This is a genomic window from Cobetia sp. SIMBA_158 (assembly GCF_046566945.1).
Taxonomy (GTDB): Bacteria; Pseudomonadota; Gammaproteobacteria; order Pseudomonadales; family Halomonadaceae; genus Cobetia; species Cobetia amphilecti.
Genome location: NZ_JAWJYL010000007.1, coordinates 57,983 through 76,352, shown reverse-complemented (window position 1 = coordinate 76,352; position 18,370 = coordinate 57,983). Strand labels below are relative to the sequence as shown.

Genomic DNA, 18,370 nt, shown 5'->3' with positions numbered 1-18,370 from the left:
CCCGCCTGAGTGCCTGTCCCTGCGGCATCCTCTGACAACCCATCGTGAAGGAGGTCTCGTTCATGTCAGCGCCCGTCCCTACCCGCATGGCGTTCGTCAATTATCAGCTCGACTGCCCGGAAGGCCTGCAGATCAAGGTGGACCCGAACGGCGAGACCGGTCGCCGCATCGAGCCGGAGCATGACCGCCGCGGTGTCAGGTTGCAGGACCTGCGCGCCACACCGCCCAGCTTCGCCTGCCAGGGGTTGCTGTTTCTCGACACACCCGAGCTTGCCGTCGATGTGCGCGATGCCAAGGTGCGCGATCGCCTGCACACACCGGCCATCGAGGCATTGCTCAAGCAGCAGCTCGGCGTCAGTGAGGTGCAGGTGTTCGACCACACCCTGCGCGGCTTCGAGGGTGAGCGCGTGCCGGCGCAGCATGTGCATGTCGACTACTCGCCGCGCTCTGGCCCGCAGCGCGTGCGCGATCTGCTCCCGCCCGAGAAGGTGGAGCAGTGGCTGAGCGGCCACTACGGCATCGTCAATGTCTGGCAGCCGGTCGAGCAGGCCGTCGCACGTGACCCGCTGGCCTTCGCCGATACCCAGAGCGTGCAACACGAGGACTGGGTCAACATCGACATCCTCTATCCGGACCGCTGCGGCCAGATCCAGGGCCTCGTGCACAATCCGGCTCACCGCTGGTACTTCGCCTCACAGATGCGCCCCGACGAAGCCATCGTCTTCAATGCCTTCGACAGCGCCGGCAAGCCGCCGGTCGCGCATACCGCGGCCGAGCTGCTCGATACGCCCGACGATGCGCCGACACGCACCAGTCTCGAGACGCGGGTATTGGTCCGCTATCCCGACTGAGGTGTCACGGCCGTTGGTTGATAACGGCTGGTCGGTGGCGGCTGGTTGAAAATGACTGGTTGGTGGCGGCTGAGCGCCGTGGTCGAGATGGCAGACACCTGGCCCATCCGGGTAGCTGCCCCTCTCTCGCCCCTCTCGCGAGCTTATCGGCACTCGCCGCCAGATGACCGTCGTCCAGGCCTCCCTCCTTGCAGGCCTGGCGGCCACCGCTTGGCGGCCACCAGATTCTCGTCACACATTCTTCGTCATTCAGGAGCTTTGCCATGAGCTTGTCTTTCCATGTCGTCCGCCACGAACGCGGCTTCTCTCCCACGCCCCTGCCCATCTGGACCGACAACGGCGACGTGTCTGATCTCTTCGAGGCCGACGCGGCGCCAGAGGTGGTCCGTCAGGAAGTCGAGGGTGTCCCGGGTGCCTTCCAGCTGCTCAATGTGCTGACACCCGCCGAGTGCGACAACTTCGTCGCCGCCCTGGAGGAAATGGGCTTCGAGGAAGATGCGCCCGTCTCCCTGCCGCGTTCGGTACGCCACAACCACAACGTCAACTGGGTCGTCAGTGAAGCGGTCGATCAGGTCATCTGGCAGCGCTCGGCGCAGCTGGTGACCGAGCAGATCCAGGGCGAAGGCGCCAAGGGCATCAATGCGCGCTTTCGCATCTATCGCTACGAGGCCGGCGACTTCTTCAAGCCGCATACCGATGGTGCCTGGCCGGGCAGTCGTGTCATCAATGGCGAGATCGTCCAGGACGCCTATCCGGGCCTGATGAGCCAGTACACCTTCCTCATCTTCCTGAGCGATGGTTATACCGGCGGGCGCACCGAGTTTCTGGTCAGCCGTCGCGACCCCGGCAAGCCGGCCCAGTCGCAGGATGACATCCAGAAGGTCTCGGTCTCCACGCCCAAGGGTGGCGTACTGTGCTTCCCGCATGGCTCGCATCCGCAGCACTGCGTGCATGCCGGCGAGCCGATCCGCGACGGTGCCAAGTACATCATCCGCAGCGATATCCTCTACTGATGGCTGCCTGAGCAGCAGTGGCCAGGCGCCGCTTGGTAGGTGCCGCTTGGTAAGTACCCAGCGCGCAGCCTGAAAACACGAAGGGCCCGATCTCTCGAGACCGGGCCCTTCATGTTTTCCTGTGTGTCGTTCACAGGGCATGTCAGCAGGACAGCCGCTCGCGGCGGGCGAGCAGGAAGTCGACCCAGGCACGTACGCGCGGGTTGTGCTGATTCTCGCGCGCGAAGACGACGTGGATGCCGGTGTCGAAATCCGATGAAGTGACCTGAAAGTCCTCCAGCACCGGCAGCAGGCGGCCACTTGCCAGCTCTTCCCGTATGGCCCAGAGCGGCTGCACCACCACACCGGCGCCCCCCAGTGCCGCCTGGGTGAGAATGTCGGCGTTGTTGGTGCGCAGCGCTCGGGCGCGCACCGAGATGCGATGCTCTCGATCGCCTTGCACCAGCCGCCAGTGATGATTGGCGGTGGTATAGCTGAAGGTCAGCAGACGGTGCTGCTCCAGGTCCTGTGGCTGATGGATAGGTGGCTGGGCGGCGAGGTAGGACGGCGCGGCAGCCAGAACGAAGCGCTGATCACTGATATGCCGCGCGATCAGGCTCGAATCTTCCAGATGGCCGATGCGCAGGGCCACGTCGAAGTGGTCCTCGACCAGGTCCACCCGCTGGTCGCTGCTGACGATATCCAGCGCCACCTCGGGATAGCACTGGATGAACTCGCTCACCAGCGGTGCCAGATAGAGGCGTGAATAGCGCCACGGCACCGAGATGCGCAGCGGCCCCGCGACCCGCTCACTCAGCGTTTCCAGCTCATCCTCCAGTTGGTCCACCTCGGCCAGAATGGCGCGAAAGCGGATCAGGGCGCGCTCGCCGGCCGGCGACAGCCGTACATGGCGCGTGGTGCGCACTAGCAGCGGCTCGCCCAGCTGGCGCTCCAGATGATTGACGTGACGCGTCGCCGTGGAACTGGCGATATCCAGCTCTCGCGCCGCCACATTGAAGCTCTGATGCTCCGCCACCTTGAGAAAGGTGCGCAGGCGTTGGGTCAGTTCGTTCATGGTGCTCCTGCGGTGCCCTCCATCGAAAGGTCGGCGTCCTTGTCGTACAGCCAAGCGGCCAGACAGCCGGTTGGCGCTCGCCAGCCACGAGCATATCATCGACGCACCGCAGGATGATCGCGACACGAGGATGAACGACATGGACATGATAAGCAGCATGAAAGGACTCGCCGGTGGCGTTTTGATCGGTCTTTCGGCAGTGATGCTGATGGCCTTTCTGGGACGTATCGCCGGTATCAGTGGCATCACGCGCGGCGCGCTGCTGGAATCAGGCCCGGACCGCCGCTGGCGTCTCGCCTTCGTGCTCGGGTTGATCAGCGGCCCGCTGCTGCTTTTGCTGCTCAATCTCGACTGGGGCAATGTGGCCGCAAGCACGGATGCGCTGATCGGCAATCCCACCAGCGGGGTGCTGAGCATGATGTTCGCCGGTCTGCTGGTGGGTATCGGAACAGGCATTGGCGGCGGCTGTACCAGTGGTCATGGTGTCTGCGGTATCGCTCGTCTCTCACCTCGCTCGCTGGTGGCCACGGTGGTGTTCGTGGCTGTGGCCATACTGACGGTGTTCGTGAGCCAACATCTGCTGGGGGAGTCACCATGAAAAAGGTCATCGGCTTTCTCACCGGGCTGGTCTTCAGCCTCGGGCTGACACTCAGCGGCATGACCGACCCCGCGCGCGTGGTCGGCTTTCTCGACGTGGCCGGAGACTGGGACCCCACGCTGATCTTCGTGCTGGGTGGTGCCGTCATCACCACCTTCCTCGGCTATCGACTCGTCTGGCGGCGTGGCACTCCCCTGCTGGGCGAGCGCTTTCAGCTGCCCACGCGTCGCGATATCGATGGCCGCCTGCTGCTCGGCGCGACGCTGTTCGGTATCGGTTGGGGGCTGAGCGGTTACTGCCCCGGGCCTGCCATCGTCTCCAGCAGCGCCATGAGTCTGCCATTGGCGGGCTTTCTGGTGACGATGCTGCTGGGCTGGTGGCTGGCCACTCGTCTGACACGCAATAGCTGATCTGACAATCCCGCCTTGAAACGCAAACGCCCGCCAAATGGTGGGCGTTTCATCTTCCTACAAGGGAGTCCGTCACGACTAGACGACGCCCTTGGCCTTCATTTCGCGCAGCACGGCGGCGACGTAGTGCATCTCCTCCGGTGTGCCGAGTGACATTCGACACCAGCCATCCGCCGGCGGGAAGGCACGCCCGATCAGCACGTGGCGTTCCTTCATCGCCGCCTGGAATTCCATCAGCGGCCTGGAGATACGGTGGAAGACGAAGTTGGTCTGCCCCGGCAGATACTCCCAGCCCAGCTCGTCGAGCGTCGCCGTGAAGATGGCGCGCGCTTCATCGTTGCTCTGTTTGCTGTGGACCAGAAACTCCGGTGACTGCATGGAGGCAGTCGCCGCCATCACGCCAGGGTATGACAGCGTCATGGCATCGTCTTCGACATAGTGGGAGACGTGCTCGAGACGATCGACATCGCCGACGGCGTAGCCGACACGCAGGCCTGCCATGGCGTGAATCTTGGAGAAGGTCTTCAGCAGCAGGACATTCTTGGCACCACCAGCAATCAGATGATCGGCGGAGCGGAAGGCAGGGTCATTGACGAATTCGGCGTAGGCTTCATCGATGATGAACAGCGTGTCGTCGCGGCTGTCATTGACCCAGGCCTCCAGTTCATCACTGGAAATGATGGTCGAGGTCGGGTTGTTGGGGTTCACCAGATAGACGATGGAGGGGCCGGAGTGGTCGGCCACGGCCTGCTTCATGTCGGAAATCTTGAATGACCAGTCCTCGCGCGAGGACGGCACCTTGCGAATGGCAAGGTCATAGAAACCGGCATACAGGGCACCATCGCCATAAGTCAGCTCGGGAATCACCAGCTGGGTATCGGGAGTCGCATGGGCCAGCACACTGGCACGGATCGCGTCCGAGGAGCCCGGCGTGAACAGAATGCTCTCGCTCGGCACCTTGTGGTGAGTCGCCACCAGGGACTGTAATTTACCCAGATGGGCGAAGGGATAACGATTGGAATGCGGGATGGATGCCGCTGCGGCGCGCTGTGCAGACGGTGCCATGCCAAGCGCGTTCTCGTTGTAGTTGAGTCGCACCGGTGACTTGGCGGAAGGCTTGAGCACCTCCGCCGCAGGCGCCGTCTCCTTGGCCAAGGCACTGGGGATACCCGGCAGGAACTGACCCAACGCCGCCCCGGCAATTGCCGCCCCACTCATGCCCAGGAAACCACGACGCGAACGCGATGATGGAGAGCCCTTCTCAACCGCCTGAACCACAGAAGACTCCTGCAGATCCTTCTCGACTACGTCTGTCATCGTGTGTCCTCTGTCTGTCGCTGCTGCCCTTCCCCCTCGTGTGAAGCCACACGGGCAATCGGGAGCAAGCCGTTGTTTTTGTATGTGCTAATAAAGCACCACCAACGTATAAGACTTTGGTGAGAGGCACAACGAAACGACGCGCCGGATCGCGCAACCATGCGCCGCGGCAAGGGCAACCCTCTGGCCTCATTATCAAGGCGCTGATGCTTCTCGGCAGAAGCTGGCCCAAAATCCTAAGGCAGCGTCGCTCCATTTTAAGCCAGTAAATTACGGGTGACTGCGAAAACAGAGGAATCTTTATTCGTATAAATTTCGCCAAAAAAATTATTCATAATTACTTCTAGCCTCTGGCTTAATGTACACCTGACTAGAACAAAAATCCTCCAACTCATCGATCACACTTATACACACTTGCCTAATTGTGTTATATCTGTTCTGTAATGTAGCGACCGTGTGACTCTCCCCAACCGTAAGAGCACTTTCTCTACCATGAGCAACGGCATTACGCTTATTGACCACTTCGTCAATAGCCAATTCTGAACTTCTATCAAGTTGAAAATCATGCTTGCCAAATACTATAAAAATAGTCTTTATGCTTTTGGCCCAAACATTTTGAAGACTATTTGCAAAAATAGTCTCATCAATTCTCACAGTATTTTGTGATCTAGTTTCAGCGAAAATACTAACTGCACCATCAAAAAACTTTTTATACCCAGAATCCTTAAAACTCTTTAGCTTATCCTTAAGAACAACTGCATAAAAACTTTCAGAGTAATGCGATGCTAGTATAGACTTTTCGGCAATATAGAGAAGTGCCTTTTCAACCGCATCATTTATAGTTTTCTCAAGTGCACTATATAACTGCACATAGAAAAGACCTTTTTGTATCTTAAACTCTGGACTATCAGGTGTTGCAGGCTCATTAGGCTCCTGTTCAATTAAATATCCCAAAAAAATTCTAACTTCGTTGAATCTCTCAGTAGAAAGTGTTCTAGTTGTTTCTAAAGTCATGCTCGATAGCATCCTTTACAAAATTAATTCTATCATGCAATCTTTTTCGACTATTAGTAGCACCAGAAGTTAGCTTTTTTAATGCTTCATTATCTAAGAGATCTTGGATAACACCTTGCCTAACCGCAATATCATTATCAATAACATCGGCAGTACCGATTGCTATTGCTTCAAATAATACCATTGGCGTCACGTTTAGTCGGTTCCCCCTGACAATTCCGTTTGGCAGTGAACGCTCAAGCTCGTTAAAAGTCTGCTCGAAAATATTGCGCAAACGCACTTTGTTCTTAAAGGACTTTGTCTTCGATTCCATATAGTCGTTAAGAAACTCTTTAACATTATGCACAAACTTATCTCGCTGCTCATAATAACAAAAGAACTTAAGGACCAGCTCTTCATAAACCCCTTTATTTGCAGAGCTCTTTGTAACCTTAACAACTTTTCTAAAACTATCATTCATTGAAAGTTCTTTTATAAAATCGTTAAACTCCCCTGTATAGACACAATTTCTTATTTCTTGCGGGTGCAAGTTTACACCACCTGTATTCAATCTCTCAAACAAGTCATACCGAACACTATTATCACTCCTATCATTCAAGACAGTAACTCGGATAGGTCTAGTCTGGAACATAACCTGCAGTGATTTTGGAAGATCCTCATAACGAGTACCATTCAGAGAGCTAAGCTTTTCCAATGAAGAAATTTTTAACTTACTCCCCTTAGCATTAACTTCCTTGATAACATCCAAACTACCCACATAGTTAATTATTGTGGTCAATCTCTGAAGGCCATCAATCACCTCCCAGCTTGAATCTCGATTAGTTGCCATATATAAGGTCGGGACTGGAATACCGAGAAACAATGATTCTATTAACTCAGACTGCCTAGCCTCATCCCAGACAAAGTGCCTTTGATAGTCAGGAGCGATATCGATCATCCCCTCAAGCGTCATATCATATAGCTGTCGCACCGATATATCATAACTATCAAACGCAACAGATCTTCTATTGTCTTCCAGCTGCGCTTGCAAATCCATAAACTTCATATAAAACCTCAATACTTATACATAGAACAATAACTCTATAACATCTTATATCTTAATTGATTCCTGTTAAAAAAGCACCCCACACCACATCAGTGCACCCATTCCTAGAAAACGTTCATTTGGTGCACCGAGACAACTTTTCATCCCTCCCTCCTTGGAAGCATCCCCCATAAGAAACTGAAAAATGTAAATTTTTTAAAATTAGGCACGCTTTCTGCTAGATACTCAGCGAGGCACCGATAGGCATACAACAATCGAAAATCTACACCAATGGAGCGCTAGGGTTCCGGTGACTGGCTGATAGCCGTCACGACTGGTCCGAGAGCACTCGACCTCCAAGCTGGGGGTTACACGGCGGGACAAAAGCCCGGGAGACGCAAAGCCTGTAAAGGTCGGCGCCTCTCACTTTTTCCGCCGGAGATAACGACAATGACCCAGCTCACTCGCCTTTCCCAGTCCGCGACTTCCCCCTCGGATGCCAGCGCCCAGGTGTCATCCGCTGCTGTCTCATCTGCTTCATCTACCGTTTCCCGAAACGCTTCCAGACGTGCTGCGCTGGCCGGCGCCCTGCTGCTTGGCGCATCACTGAGCCCGCAGGCCATGGCGCAGGATTCCTTCAGCGTGTGCTGGTCGGTGTATGCCGGCTGGATGCCGTGGGAATACGCGGACACCCAGGGCATCGTCGACAAGTGGGCCAAGAAGTACGACATCAATATCGATGTGGTGCAGGTCAACGATTACGTCGAGTCCATCAATCAGTACACCTCCGGCAATGTCGATGGCTGCGCCATGACCAACATGGACGCCCTCACCCTCCCCGCCGCCAGCAGCGTCGATTCCACCGCGCTGATTCTGGGCGACTACTCCGATGGCAACGACGGCGTGATGGTCCGCGATGGCGATTCCATCGAGTCCCTGAAGGACCGCGAGGTCAATCTGGTTCAGTTCAGTGTCTCCCACTACCTGCTGGCACGCGCGCTGGACAGCGTCGGCATGAGCGAGCGCGACCTGACCACCACTAATACCGGCGATGCCGACATCGTGGCGCTGGCCAGCAACACCGACACCCAGGCAGTGGTGACCTGGAACCCGCAGCTGGCCACGCTCAAGGAGATGCCCGGCTACACCGAAGTCTTCAATTCCAGCGACATCCCCGGCGAGATTCTCGACCTGATGGTCGTCAATACCCAGACGCTGAAGGACAACCCGGACTTCGGCCACGCGCTGGTCGGTGCCTGGTATGAGGTGATGGAGAAGATGAAGGCCGGTGACGAAGCCGCCCTCTCCCAGATGGCCGATGCCGCCGGCACCGACCTCGCTGGTTATCAGTCCCAGCTAGCCGCGACCCACATGTACTACACCCCCGCCGAGGCCGTGGCCGCCTTCAATGCGCCGAGCCTAAAGGACACCATGCAGCACATCGCCGACTTCAGCTTCGCGCAGGGCCTGTTGGGCGAAGGCGCCCCGGATGCGGGCTTCATCGGTATCGAGACCCCCGCCGGCGTCATCGGCAATGAAGGCAACGTGATGTTGCGCTTCGACCCGAGCTACACCGCCGCACTGGCCGACAGCCAGTAACGCCACGCGGTGGATGCCGCACACGCTCCGCGGGGCAGCCTGCCTCGCGGAACGTGAACCGACCGCCTCCCTCGACCGCACCCTCGTTCGCACCCGTGGAGCCCGCGCATGAAACGCCTGATCAATCTGACACCCTCCCGTGGTGGCCGCTGGCTGCTCGGTGGCCTGCCCTTCGCGCTGCTGGCCATCCTCTACATCGTGCAGTCCAACCAGCGACTGCTCGACAACCCGAATGACCGCCTGCTGCCGTCCTTCGCCGCCATGGGCGAGTCGTTCTCGCGACTGGCCACCGAGGTCAACGTGCGCACCGGCGACCTGCCGCTGTGGACCGACACCTTCGCCAGCCTCGAACGCCTGCTGGCCGGCGTGCTGATCAGTGCGCTGATCGGCCTGACCGTCGGCCTGCTCACCGGTGGCCTGCCGCTGCTGCGCGCCAAGCTGTCACCGCTGATCACCGTGCTGTCCCTGATTCCGCCGATGGCGATTCTTCCGATCCTGTTCATCGCCTTCGGTACCGGCGAGCTGGCCAAGATCGCGCTGATCGTCATCGGCATCACGCCCTTCCTGATTCGCGACCTGCAGAATCAGGCCCTGCGCCTGCCCGATGAGCAGCTGATCAAGGCCCAGACGCTGGGCGCCAGCTCCTGGCAGGTGCTGACCCGCGTACTGCTGCCCCAGCTGACCCCGCGCCTTCTGAGCGCCACGCGCCTGGCACTCGGCAGCGCCTGGTTGTTCCTGATCGCCGCGGAAGCCATTGCCGCCCAGGATGGCCTCGGCTACCGCATCTTCCTGGTGCGTCGCTATCTGGCGATGGACGTCATCCTGCCCTACGTGGCCTGGATCACGCTGCTGGCCTTCCTGCTCGACCGCCTGCTGGTGCTTGTCTCGACCCGCGCCTTCCCCTGGTACCACGCTGAGGAGAGCCAATCATGAGCCTGATCCACGCCAAGGGCCTCGAGAAGCACTACGGCCAGCAGGTCGTGCTGGAACGCATGAACCTGACCGTCGAGGCCGGAGAATTCATCACCCTGGTCGGCGCCTCCGGTTGCGGCAAGACCACCTTCCTCAAGCTGCTGCTGGGCACCGAGGGCGTCTCGCGCGGTGAGCTGCTGCTCGATGGCAAGCCCATCCCCGGTGAGCCGGGCCCGGACCGCGGCATCGTCTTCCAGAAGTATTCCGTCTTCCCGCACCTCACCGTGCTGGGCAACGTGATCATGGCCGAGGAGCTGGCACGTGCCCCGCTGACCGGCAAGCTGTTCGGGGCCAAGCGCCGTGAAGCGCGAGTCGCCGCCGAAGCGCGCCTGGAAGAAGTCGGCCTGTCCCACGCGCTGGACAAGTATCCGCATGAGCTGTCCGGCGGCATGCAGCAACGCCTCGCCATCGCCCAGGCGCTGATGATGAAGCCGCGCATCCTACTGCTGGATGAGCCCTTCGGCGCGCTGGACCCGGGCATTCGCAAGGACATGCACCAGCTGATCCTGCGCCTGTGGGAAGAACAGCAGCTGACCATCTTCATGATCACCCACGATCTCAAGGAAGCCTTCGAGCTGGGCTCGCGCGTCTGGGTGTTCGACAAGGTGCGTGTCGATGCGCAGGCCCCGCAGGCCTATGGCTCGACCATCACCTATGACCTGCCCACCGAGCGCAGCAAGACCAAGGCGTCGTCCCCGCAGCCGGGCTCTGGCCAGCAGGGCTCTGTCCAAACGAGCTCTGGCCAACCGACGTCCGAGCACGAAGCGCTGACGACACCAGCCCACTCCGTTTCCCAATCCACTCTCACCGGAGGCCAATTCAATGAACATACCGCTTGATGCCGCAACCGCCGCCCGCGCCAGCTTCACCGCCAAGTATCAGACCCATCTGCCCGGCGGCCATCACTGGTCGATGCGCATGCCGCGTGGCAGCGCGCTCAAGCTGACCGCGAGCGAGGCCAACGCCAATGTCGGCCTGGTGATGTACAACCCGCTGGATACGCTTGAGCGCCTCAATCTGCCGGATACCCTCAAGGGTCAGCACACCTTCCGCCTCACCGAAGGCCACTGCCTGTATTCCGACATGGGCCGTATCTTCGTCTCCATCATCCAGGACGACCTCGGCTGGCATGACAGCGCCAGCGGCAACCTGATGGAGCATCACTTCGCCGCCAAGGGCTGGCACAAGAAGGCCTATCAGCAAGCCTTTAACGACTTCACGCCCAGCGGCCACGACAGCCTGCTGATCGAGATGGCCAAGTACGGTCTGGGCGAGCGCGACCTGTGCGCCAACCTCAACCTGTTCTCCCGCGTGCGCGCCGATGAAGACGCCAACCTGCACTACGTCGCGGACCACTGCGCCGCCGGCGACAGCGTCACCCTGCGCTTCGAGATGGACACCCTCGTCATGCTGCACACCTGTCCGCATCCGCTGGACCCCGCCGAGGACTACCCGCTGCGCGGCGTGGACATGACCTTCGGCACCGCGACGCCGATGGATGAGCAAGATGCCTGCTATCTGTCGCGCCCCGAGAATGCCCGCGCCTACGCCAACAACCAGCTCTATCACCTGGCGGGCTGAGGCGTCCCCCGACAGCAGACGGACGCCACGCCGACTGGCTAGTGGCAAACGACGCCCCAGATGACAAGGACAAAGGACATCCCCATGTGCACCTCGACACTTGAACAGCCACATGCCCACACCCCGACCACGACGGACGGTGGCCCGCTGAGCTACGCCGACCCCGCACAGCAGCCGCGCGAGCTTGAGCGCACCATCGAGGCCGGCGATCACTTCATCGGCCTGGTCCGCGCCGGCCAGCACCTGCGCATCACCGACCTGCACGGCAATCAGGCCGCCGACACCCTGTTCTTCTCAGCCGACGACACCGCCGAGCGTTACAGTGCGATGGACACCGTGCGCGAGCAGGGCAAGGTCTACCTGACCACCGGCACGGTGCTCTATTCCACCCGTGGCCGTGCGCTGCTGACCATCACCGGCGATACCTGCGGCCGGCATGACACCCTGGGCGGTGCCTGCTCCAGCGAGTCCAACACCGTGCGTTACGACCTGGAGAAGCGCCATATGCACTCCTGTCGTGACAACTGGATGCTGGCCATCGCCCGCTACCCGAAGTACGACCTGACCAAGCGCGACATCGGCCACAACATCAACTTCTTCATGAACGTGCCGGTCACCGCCGATGGGGGCCTGAGCTTCGAGGACGGCCTGTCCGGCCCGGGCAAGTACGTCGAGATGGTCGCCGAGCGTGACGTCTACGTGCTGCTCTCCAACTGCCCGCAGCTCAACAACCCCTGCAATGGCTACGACCCGACACCGGTCGCCATCCGCATCAGCGACTCGCCCTTGGGCTGATCGGCCGAGCTGAGCCGCCGTCGCACAAGCACACGACAAGATAGGCCGAGCCCCACCTGACGATGTCATCTCTCTTGCATCACTCGTCAGCCTTCAAGGCTCTGCCCGGCTACCGGACGACCGGCAGCTCACAGTTTGAAGGCGGGACGACCCGCCGCCGGAAGGATGACTCCGTCATGTTCCACAAGGTCCTGATTGCCAACCGTGGCGCCATCGCCACCCGAATCCAGCGCACGCTGCGTGGCCTCGGTGTCCAGAGCGTCGCCGTCTACGCAGAAGCCGATCGTGAATCCCCCTTCGTGCGCGAGGCCGATGAAGCCTACAGCCTCGGCGAAGGTGCCGCCGCCGAGACCTATCTCGACATCGACAAGCTGATCGCCATCGCCCGCGAGAGTGGCGCTCAGGCCGTGCACCCGGGCTATGGTTTCCTGTCCGAGAACACCCGCTTCATCCAGGCCTGTGACGCCGCCGGCCTGGTCTTCCTCGGCCCGACCGTCGAACAGATCCACGCCTTCGGCCTCAAGCACGAAGCGCGCACCATCGCCGAGAACGCCGGCGTGCCGCTGGTGCCCGGTACCGGCCTGCTGGACGACGTCGAGAGCGCACTGAGCGAGGCCGCCCGTATCGGCTATCCGGTGATGCTCAAGTCCACCGCCGGCGGCGGCGGCATCGGCATGCAGGTCTGTGACGACGAAGCCTCCCTCAGCCGCGCCTTCGATTCAGTCAAGGGCCTGGGCGAGCGCAACTTCGGTGATGGTGGCGTCTTCCTCGAGGCGTACATCGCCCGCGCCCGTCACCTGGAAGTGCAGCTGTTCGGCGATGGCGAAGGCACGGTGATCGCGCTGGGCGAGCGCGATTGCTCCAGTCAGCGCCGCCATCAGAAGGTCATCGAGGAATGCCCGGCACCCAACCTGCCCGAGCGCGTTCGCGAAGACATGATCGCCACCGCCATCCGCCTGGGCGAAGCCGTCAATTACCGCAGCGCCGGTACCGTCGAATTCATCTATGACGCCGAGCGTCAGGCCTTCTACTTCCTGGAGGTCAATACGCGCCTGCAGGTCGAGCACGGTGTCACGGAGCTGGTGTGGGGCGTGGACATCGTCGCCTGGATGCTCAAGTTGGGCGCTGGTGAGCTGGGCAATCTGCGCGAGCTGGTCGCGCCGCTGACTCCCCACGGCCACGCCATGCAGGCACGTGTCTATGCCGAGAATCCGCAGCATGACTTTCGTCCTTCCAGCGGCCTGCTCACCGAGGTGGAGTTCGCCAATGACGCCGTGACCGCCGCCCTCGCCGACGACAGCCAGCTGCGGGTGGATCACTCCATCGAGGCCGGCTTCGAGGTTCCCGCCTGGTTCGACCCGATGCTGGCCAAGGTCATGGTGCACGCACCGACCCGCGAGCAGGCGCGCGGCGATCTCTCAAAGGCACTGGCGGCCTCTCGCCTCTATGGCATCGAGACCAACCGTCAGTGGCTGTCGCACCTGCTGGAAGACTCGCGCTTTCTCAATGTCGAGATCTACACCCGCTGGCTGGAAGGCCTCGAGTGGGCCGCGCCGACCTTCGAGGTACTCGTCCCCGGCACCCTGACCACCGTGCAGGACATGCCGGGTCGCCTGGGCCACTGGGATGTGGGCGTGCCGCCCTCCGGCCCCTTCGATGACTACGCCTTCCGTCTCGGCAATGCGCTGCTGGGCAATGCCGCCGATGCCGCAGGCCTCGAGATCACCCTCAATGGCCCGACGCTGCACTTCCACCGAGCCACGCGCGTGGTACTGGCCGGCGCGCCGCTGCCCGCCACGCTGTCCGTTTCAGCACCGCAAGACGGAGCTGATGACGCTGCGACTCACGAGCTTGCCCTGTGGCAGGTGCATGAGATTGCCGCTGGCAGCACCCTGAGTCTGGGCAAGGTCGCCGCTGGCGCGCGCAGCTATCTGCTGATCGCCGGCGGCATCGACTGCCCACAGTATCTGGGCTCGCGCGCGACCTTCACCCTGGGCCAGTTCGGCGGCCATGCCGGACGTGCACTGCGCAGTGGCGACACCCTGCCGCTGGCCGATCTCGCCGAGTGCCCCCCACCCGCCCTGACCCGGCTGCCCGAGGCGCTGATCCCGCAGGGCGCGAGCTTGGTCGCGGATGAACAAGGCGGGAACGCTCAAGACAGGACACAAGGTCGCGAATGGCAGATCGGCGTGCTCTATGGCCCGCACGGGGCGCCGGACTTCTTCACCGAAGACGACATCAGCACCTTCTTCGGCCACCGCTGGGAAGTGCACTACAACTCCAGCCGCACCGGCGTACGCCTGATCGGCCCGCGTCCGCAGTGGGCGCGCGCCGACGGCGGCGAGGCCGGTCTGCACCCCTCCAATATCCACGACAACGCCTACGCCTTCGGCACCATCGACTTCACCGGCGACATGCCGGTCATCCTCGGCCCGGACGGCCCGTCGCTGGGCGGCTTCGTGTGTCCGGCCACCGTGGTGCGTGCCGAGCGCTGGAAGCTGGGCCAGCTGGCCGCCGGTGATCGCATCCGCTTCGTCGCACTGACCCTGGAGGAAGCTCGCACCATCGAGGTGCAGCAGGACACCGTGATCGCCGCCCTCGCCAGTGGCCAGCTCGACACTCTGGAAAAGGGCCAGGCGGAGACCAGCGGCGCCACGCTGAGCGCCATCGCCGCAAAACGTCCGCGCCCCGATGACTCGCCTGTGCTCAAGCGCCTGAGCGCCGAACAAGGCGGCGAGCAGATCGTCTATCGCCGCGCCGGGGATGACTTCCTGCTGATCGAATTCGGCCAGATGGAGCTGGATATCGCGCTGCGCTTCCGCGCCCACGCCTGGATGCTGTGGCTCAAGGAACACTCGCTGCCCGGCCTGATGGAGATGACCCCGGGCATTCGCTCGCTGCAACTGCATTACGACCCGCGCAGCCTGACGCTCGAGACGCTGATGGCGCATCTCGAACAGGCCGAAGTCGCGCTCAAGGATGTCGAGGACATCGAGATCGAGGCCCGCACCGTGCACCTGCCGCTGTCCTGGGATGATCCGGCGTGTCAGCAGGCCATCGACAAGTACCAGCGCTCGGTGCGCCCGGACGCGCCCTGGTGCCCAAGCAATCTGGAATTCATTCGCCGCATCAATGGCCTCGCCGATGAGGCGGCAGTGCGCGAGACGGTACTCAACGCCCGCTATCTGGTGATGGGCCTCGGCGATGTCTATCTCGGCGCACCGGTGGCCACGCCGCTGGACCCGCGCCAGCGGCTGGTGACCACCAAGTACAACCCGGCACGCACCTGGACCGCCGAGAACTCGGTGGGCATCGGCGGCGCCTATCTGTGCGTGTATGGCATGGAAGGCCCGGGCGGTTATCAGTTCGTCGGCCGCACGCTGCAGATGTGGAATCGCTATCGCCGCACCGAACACTTCACCACCCCGTGGCTGCTGCGCGTGTTCGATCAGCTGCGCTTCCATCCGGTCAGCCATGAAGCGCTCGAGCAGATCCGTCGTGATCACCCTCAGGGGCGTTACGACCTCAAGATCGAGAAGACGCGCTTCCGTCTCGCCGATTATCAGGCGCAGATCGCCGAACACCAGGCCGAGACCGATGCCTTCCGCGAACGCCGCCAGGCCGCCTTCCAGCAGGAAATCGACGACTGGCATGCGCGCGGCCAGTTCACCTTCGAGGATCAGATCAACGAGGTGCAGGAAGCCGACAGCCTGAGTGATGACGAGCTGGGCATCGAGACACCGGTCACCGGCAGCCTGTGGAAGCTGGAAGTCGCCGAGGGCGATGACGTCGAGGCCGGCCAGGTGGTGGCGCTGGTCGAGTCGATGAAGATGGAAGTCGAGATTCGCACCCATACCGCCGGCCGTGTCGTGCGCCTGCCGATCAAGGAAGGCAGTGGCGTCGCCCCCGGCCAACCACTGATCGTGCTGTCGACCGCCGTGGAAACCACGGATTCCGCTGATACCAGCGCACCAGACAACGCCCGATCGACCCTGTCCTCCGAGGAGACGCTGTGATGATGACCCATACCCCGCTCAACCTGAGCATCACGGCGCTGAGCAAGGCCTATCAGGCCGGTGAGATGACGCCGCGCCAACTGGTGGACGAGCTGCTGGCCGCGCAGGCCGAGACCGACGCCGCCTGGATCACCCGCCTGTCAGCACAGCAGCTGGAACCCTATCTGGCACGTCTGGACGACGTGGCGCCCGAGTCGCTGCCGCTCTACGGCATTCCCTTCGCGATCAAGGACAATATCGATCTCGCCGGCGTGACCACCACCGCCGGTTGCCCGGACTTTGCCTACACGCCGAGCGATGATGCCTTCGTGGTCAAGCAGTTGATCGCAGCAGGCGCGATTCCGATGGGCAAGACCAATCTGGACCAGTTCGCCACCGGGCTGGTCGGTGAACGCGCCCTGCCGGTCTACGGCACCCCGGCCAATGCCTTCGACCCCGCCTATGTGCCGGGTGGCTCCAGCAGTGGCTCCGCCGTCGTCACCGCCCAGGGCCAGGTCAGCTTCGCGCTGGGCACGGACACGGCGGGTTCCGGGCGGGTTCCGGCCTGCTTCAACAATCTGGTCGGCGTGAAGCCGACGCTTGGCCTGCTCAGCGCAGGCGGTGTGGTACCGGCCTGCGCGACGCTGGATACCATCTCCATCTTCGCGCTGGGCTGCGATGATGCCGCGAAGGTGCTGTCCGTCACCGCACAGTTCGATGCCGACAACCGCTGGGCGCGCGAGCATGACTTCAGCGTTCACGGCCAGGCCTATGGCGTGCTGCCCGACCTGACTGGCCTGCGCATCGGCGTGCCGCCGCGTGCTCAATGGCATACCGACAGCGATTACAGCGGCTACATGGAAGCCGCGATGCGCCAGTGCAAGGCGCTGGGGGCCGAGCTGGTCGAGCTGGATTGCAGTCCGCTGCTGGCCGCCGCGCGCCTGCTGTATGAAGGCCCCTGGGTGGCGGAGCGCTATCACGCGGTGCGCGAGCTGATCGAGCGCAACCCCGAGGCGCTGCACCCGGTAACCCGCGAGATCACCCTCGGCGGTGCCACGCCGCTGGCCGTCGATGCCTTCGATGCGCGCTATCAGCTGGCCGAATATCGCCGTCAGGCCGAGGCGCTGCTGGCGCAGGTGGACGTGATGCTGGCACCGACCACGCCGCGCCTGCCGACCAAGGCGGAGCTGGCCGAGGCGCCGATCGCGGTCAATTCCGAGCTAGGCACCTGGACCAACTTCATGAACCTGCTGGATCTGAGCGCGCTGGCCGTGCCGGTGGGCTTCAATCGCCAGGGTCTGCCGGGAGGCGTGACGCTGTTCGCGCCGGCCTTCGAAGACCTGCAGCTGCTCAGCATCGCGCGTCTGCTCGAGCACGAATTCGCGCTGCCGCTGGGTGCCAGCGCCGTCGCCCGTCCTCAGGCGCGCCTCGCGGAAAGCCAGCTGCCCGCGGCGGCCAATGGCCGACTCGAGATCGCCGTCTGCGGCGCACACCTCAGCGGCATGCCGCTCAATCATCAGCTCACCCAGCGCGATGCCCGTCTGGTCGCGCGCACTCACAGCGCACCCAGCTACCGCCTCTATCAACTGGATGACGCGACACCCGCCAAACCGGCCATGCTGCGTGCCCCGCAGAACGGCACCAGCATCGCGCTGGAGATCTGGTCTCTGCCCATCGGCAGCGTCGGCAGCTTCCTCGCCGGCATCCCCTTCCCGCTGGGACTGGGCCAGATCGAACTCGAAGATGGCCGCTGGGTCGCAGGCTTCATCTGCTCGGTGTCCGCTGACAGCGGCGTGCCGATGACGGACATCAGCGAGTACGGCGGCTGGAAGGCGTGGGTCGAGCGCGAGTGAGCGCGCCGTAACCTCTGATCCGTAACCCTGAGCCGTCCTGCACCACAAGACAAAGAGCAACAGTTCTGAAACGAAACGCCCCGCGACCGGATGAACGGTCGCGGGGCGTTTCAGTATGTCACTTGCGTGCGTGGCCTGAATGCGTGGAGCGCGCGCGTGGCCCGCATGCATGGCCTGTATGAGAGGCCCGGCGGCTGTCTCAGGCCTGCCGCATGACCAGACCCATCGCCCGATAGCACCACGCCGGGCTCATGAAGTTCCCCGAAATTTTCATTCTTGGCATCCCGCAAAGCG

General features: G+C 61.9%; 15 protein-coding genes and 1 riboswitch. Of the genes, 11 read left to right on the top strand and 4 right to left on the bottom strand.

Annotated elements, in window-relative coordinates; genetic code table 11:
* The first annotated feature begins 62 nt into the window (after window positions 1–62).
* Entirely contained in the window at window positions 63–851 is a 789-nt protein-coding gene (locus R2R70_RS12070; RefSeq protein WP_410978116.1) for a CmcJ/NvfI family oxidoreductase, read from the top strand.
* Window positions 852–1,114: 263 nt separating this feature from the next.
* Complete coding sequence (locus R2R70_RS12065; RefSeq protein WP_410978115.1) at window positions 1,115–1,864, top strand: oxidoreductase; 750 nt, start codon at window positions 1,115–1,117, stop codon at window positions 1,862–1,864.
* 142 nt (window positions 1,865–2,006) lie between these two features.
* Here the strand turns inward: R2R70_RS12065 and R2R70_RS12060 are convergent, their stop codons facing one another.
* Window positions 2,007–2,918: a LysR family transcriptional regulator gene (locus R2R70_RS12060; RefSeq protein ID WP_410978114.1), complete on the bottom strand. Its 912-nt coding sequence runs from the start codon at window positions 2,916–2,918 to the stop codon at window positions 2,007–2,009.
* 139 nt (window positions 2,919–3,057) lie between these two features.
* On the opposite strand from R2R70_RS12060, the gene R2R70_RS12055 reads away from it, so the two are divergent.
* Window positions 3,058–3,516 carry a YeeE/YedE family protein gene (locus R2R70_RS12055; protein ID WP_410978113.1) on the top strand — a complete coding sequence of 153 codons (459 nt, stop codon included), beginning with the start codon at window positions 3,058–3,060 and terminating at the stop codon, window positions 3,514–3,516.
* A complete protein-coding gene (locus R2R70_RS12050) occupies window positions 3,513–3,926 on the top strand; it encodes a DUF6691 family protein (protein ID WP_410978112.1) in 414 nt (137 codons plus the stop codon). Before R2R70_RS12055 ends, R2R70_RS12050 begins: the two co-directional genes overlap by 4 nt.
* Before the next feature lie 78 nt (window positions 3,927–4,004).
* Here the strand turns inward: R2R70_RS12050 and R2R70_RS12045 are convergent, their stop codons facing one another.
* From R2R70_RS12045 to R2R70_RS12035, 3 genes are all read right to left on the bottom strand, one after another.
* Complete coding sequence (locus tag R2R70_RS12045) at window positions 4,005–5,243, bottom strand: pyridoxal phosphate-dependent aminotransferase (RefSeq protein WP_410978111.1); 1,239 nt, start codon at window positions 5,241–5,243, stop codon at window positions 4,005–4,007.
* A 327-nt stretch (window positions 5,244–5,570) separates the two neighbouring features.
* The gene (locus tag R2R70_RS12040) at window positions 5,571–6,257 is read right to left on the bottom strand and encodes an MAE_28990/MAE_18760 family HEPN-like nuclease (RefSeq protein ID WP_410978110.1); all 687 of its coding nucleotides are present in this window, start codon (window positions 6,255–6,257) and stop codon (window positions 5,571–5,573) included.
* On the bottom strand, window positions 6,238–7,302 hold the full coding sequence (locus R2R70_RS12035; RefSeq protein WP_410978109.1) for a DUF262 domain-containing protein: 1,065 nt from the start codon (window positions 7,300–7,302) through the stop codon (window positions 6,238–6,240). The genes R2R70_RS12040 and R2R70_RS12035 overlap by 20 nt, the downstream gene beginning before the upstream one ends.
* Before the next feature lie 267 nt (window positions 7,303–7,569).
* Window positions 7,570–7,678, top strand: a riboswitch (guanidine-I (ykkC/yxkD leader).
* A gap of 53 nt (window positions 7,679–7,731) precedes the next feature.
* Here R2R70_RS12035 and R2R70_RS12030 point away from each other — a divergent pair.
* From R2R70_RS12030 to atzF, 7 genes are all read left to right on the top strand, one after another.
* Window positions 7,732–8,880 carry a putative urea ABC transporter substrate-binding protein gene (locus tag R2R70_RS12030; protein WP_410978108.1) on the top strand — a complete coding sequence of 383 codons (1,149 nt, stop codon included), beginning with the start codon at window positions 7,732–7,734 and terminating at the stop codon, window positions 8,878–8,880.
* 108 nt (window positions 8,881–8,988) lie between these two features.
* Window positions 8,989–9,813 (top strand): ABC transporter permease, encoded by an 825-nt coding sequence (locus tag R2R70_RS12025; RefSeq protein ID WP_043332237.1) that lies wholly within the window; start codon window positions 8,989–8,991, stop codon window positions 9,811–9,813.
* Entirely contained in the window at window positions 9,810–10,691 is an 882-nt protein-coding gene (locus R2R70_RS12020) for an ABC transporter ATP-binding protein (RefSeq protein ID WP_410978107.1), read from the top strand. The genes R2R70_RS12025 and R2R70_RS12020 overlap by 4 nt, the downstream gene beginning before the upstream one ends.
* A complete protein-coding gene (locus R2R70_RS12015) occupies window positions 10,675–11,433 on the top strand; it encodes an urea amidolyase associated protein UAAP1 (RefSeq protein ID WP_410978106.1) in 759 nt (252 codons plus the stop codon). Before R2R70_RS12020 ends, R2R70_RS12015 begins: the two co-directional genes overlap by 17 nt.
* Before the next feature lie 84 nt (window positions 11,434–11,517).
* Window positions 11,518–12,228 carry an urea amidolyase associated protein UAAP2 gene (locus R2R70_RS12010; RefSeq protein WP_410978105.1) on the top strand — a complete coding sequence of 237 codons (711 nt, stop codon included), beginning with the start codon at window positions 11,518–11,520 and terminating at the stop codon, window positions 12,226–12,228.
* 176 nt (window positions 12,229–12,404) lie between these two features.
* Window positions 12,405–16,244, top strand: coding sequence for an urea carboxylase (uca, locus tag R2R70_RS12005; protein ID WP_410978104.1), 3,840 nt, complete (start codon window positions 12,405–12,407; stop codon window positions 16,242–16,244).
* On the top strand, window positions 16,244–18,076 hold the full coding sequence (gene atzF, locus R2R70_RS12000) for an allophanate hydrolase (protein ID WP_410978103.1): 1,833 nt from the start codon (window positions 16,244–16,246) through the stop codon (window positions 18,074–18,076). Before uca ends, atzF begins: the two co-directional genes overlap by 1 nt.
* The last annotated feature ends 294 nt before the right edge of the window (window positions 18,077–18,370 follow it).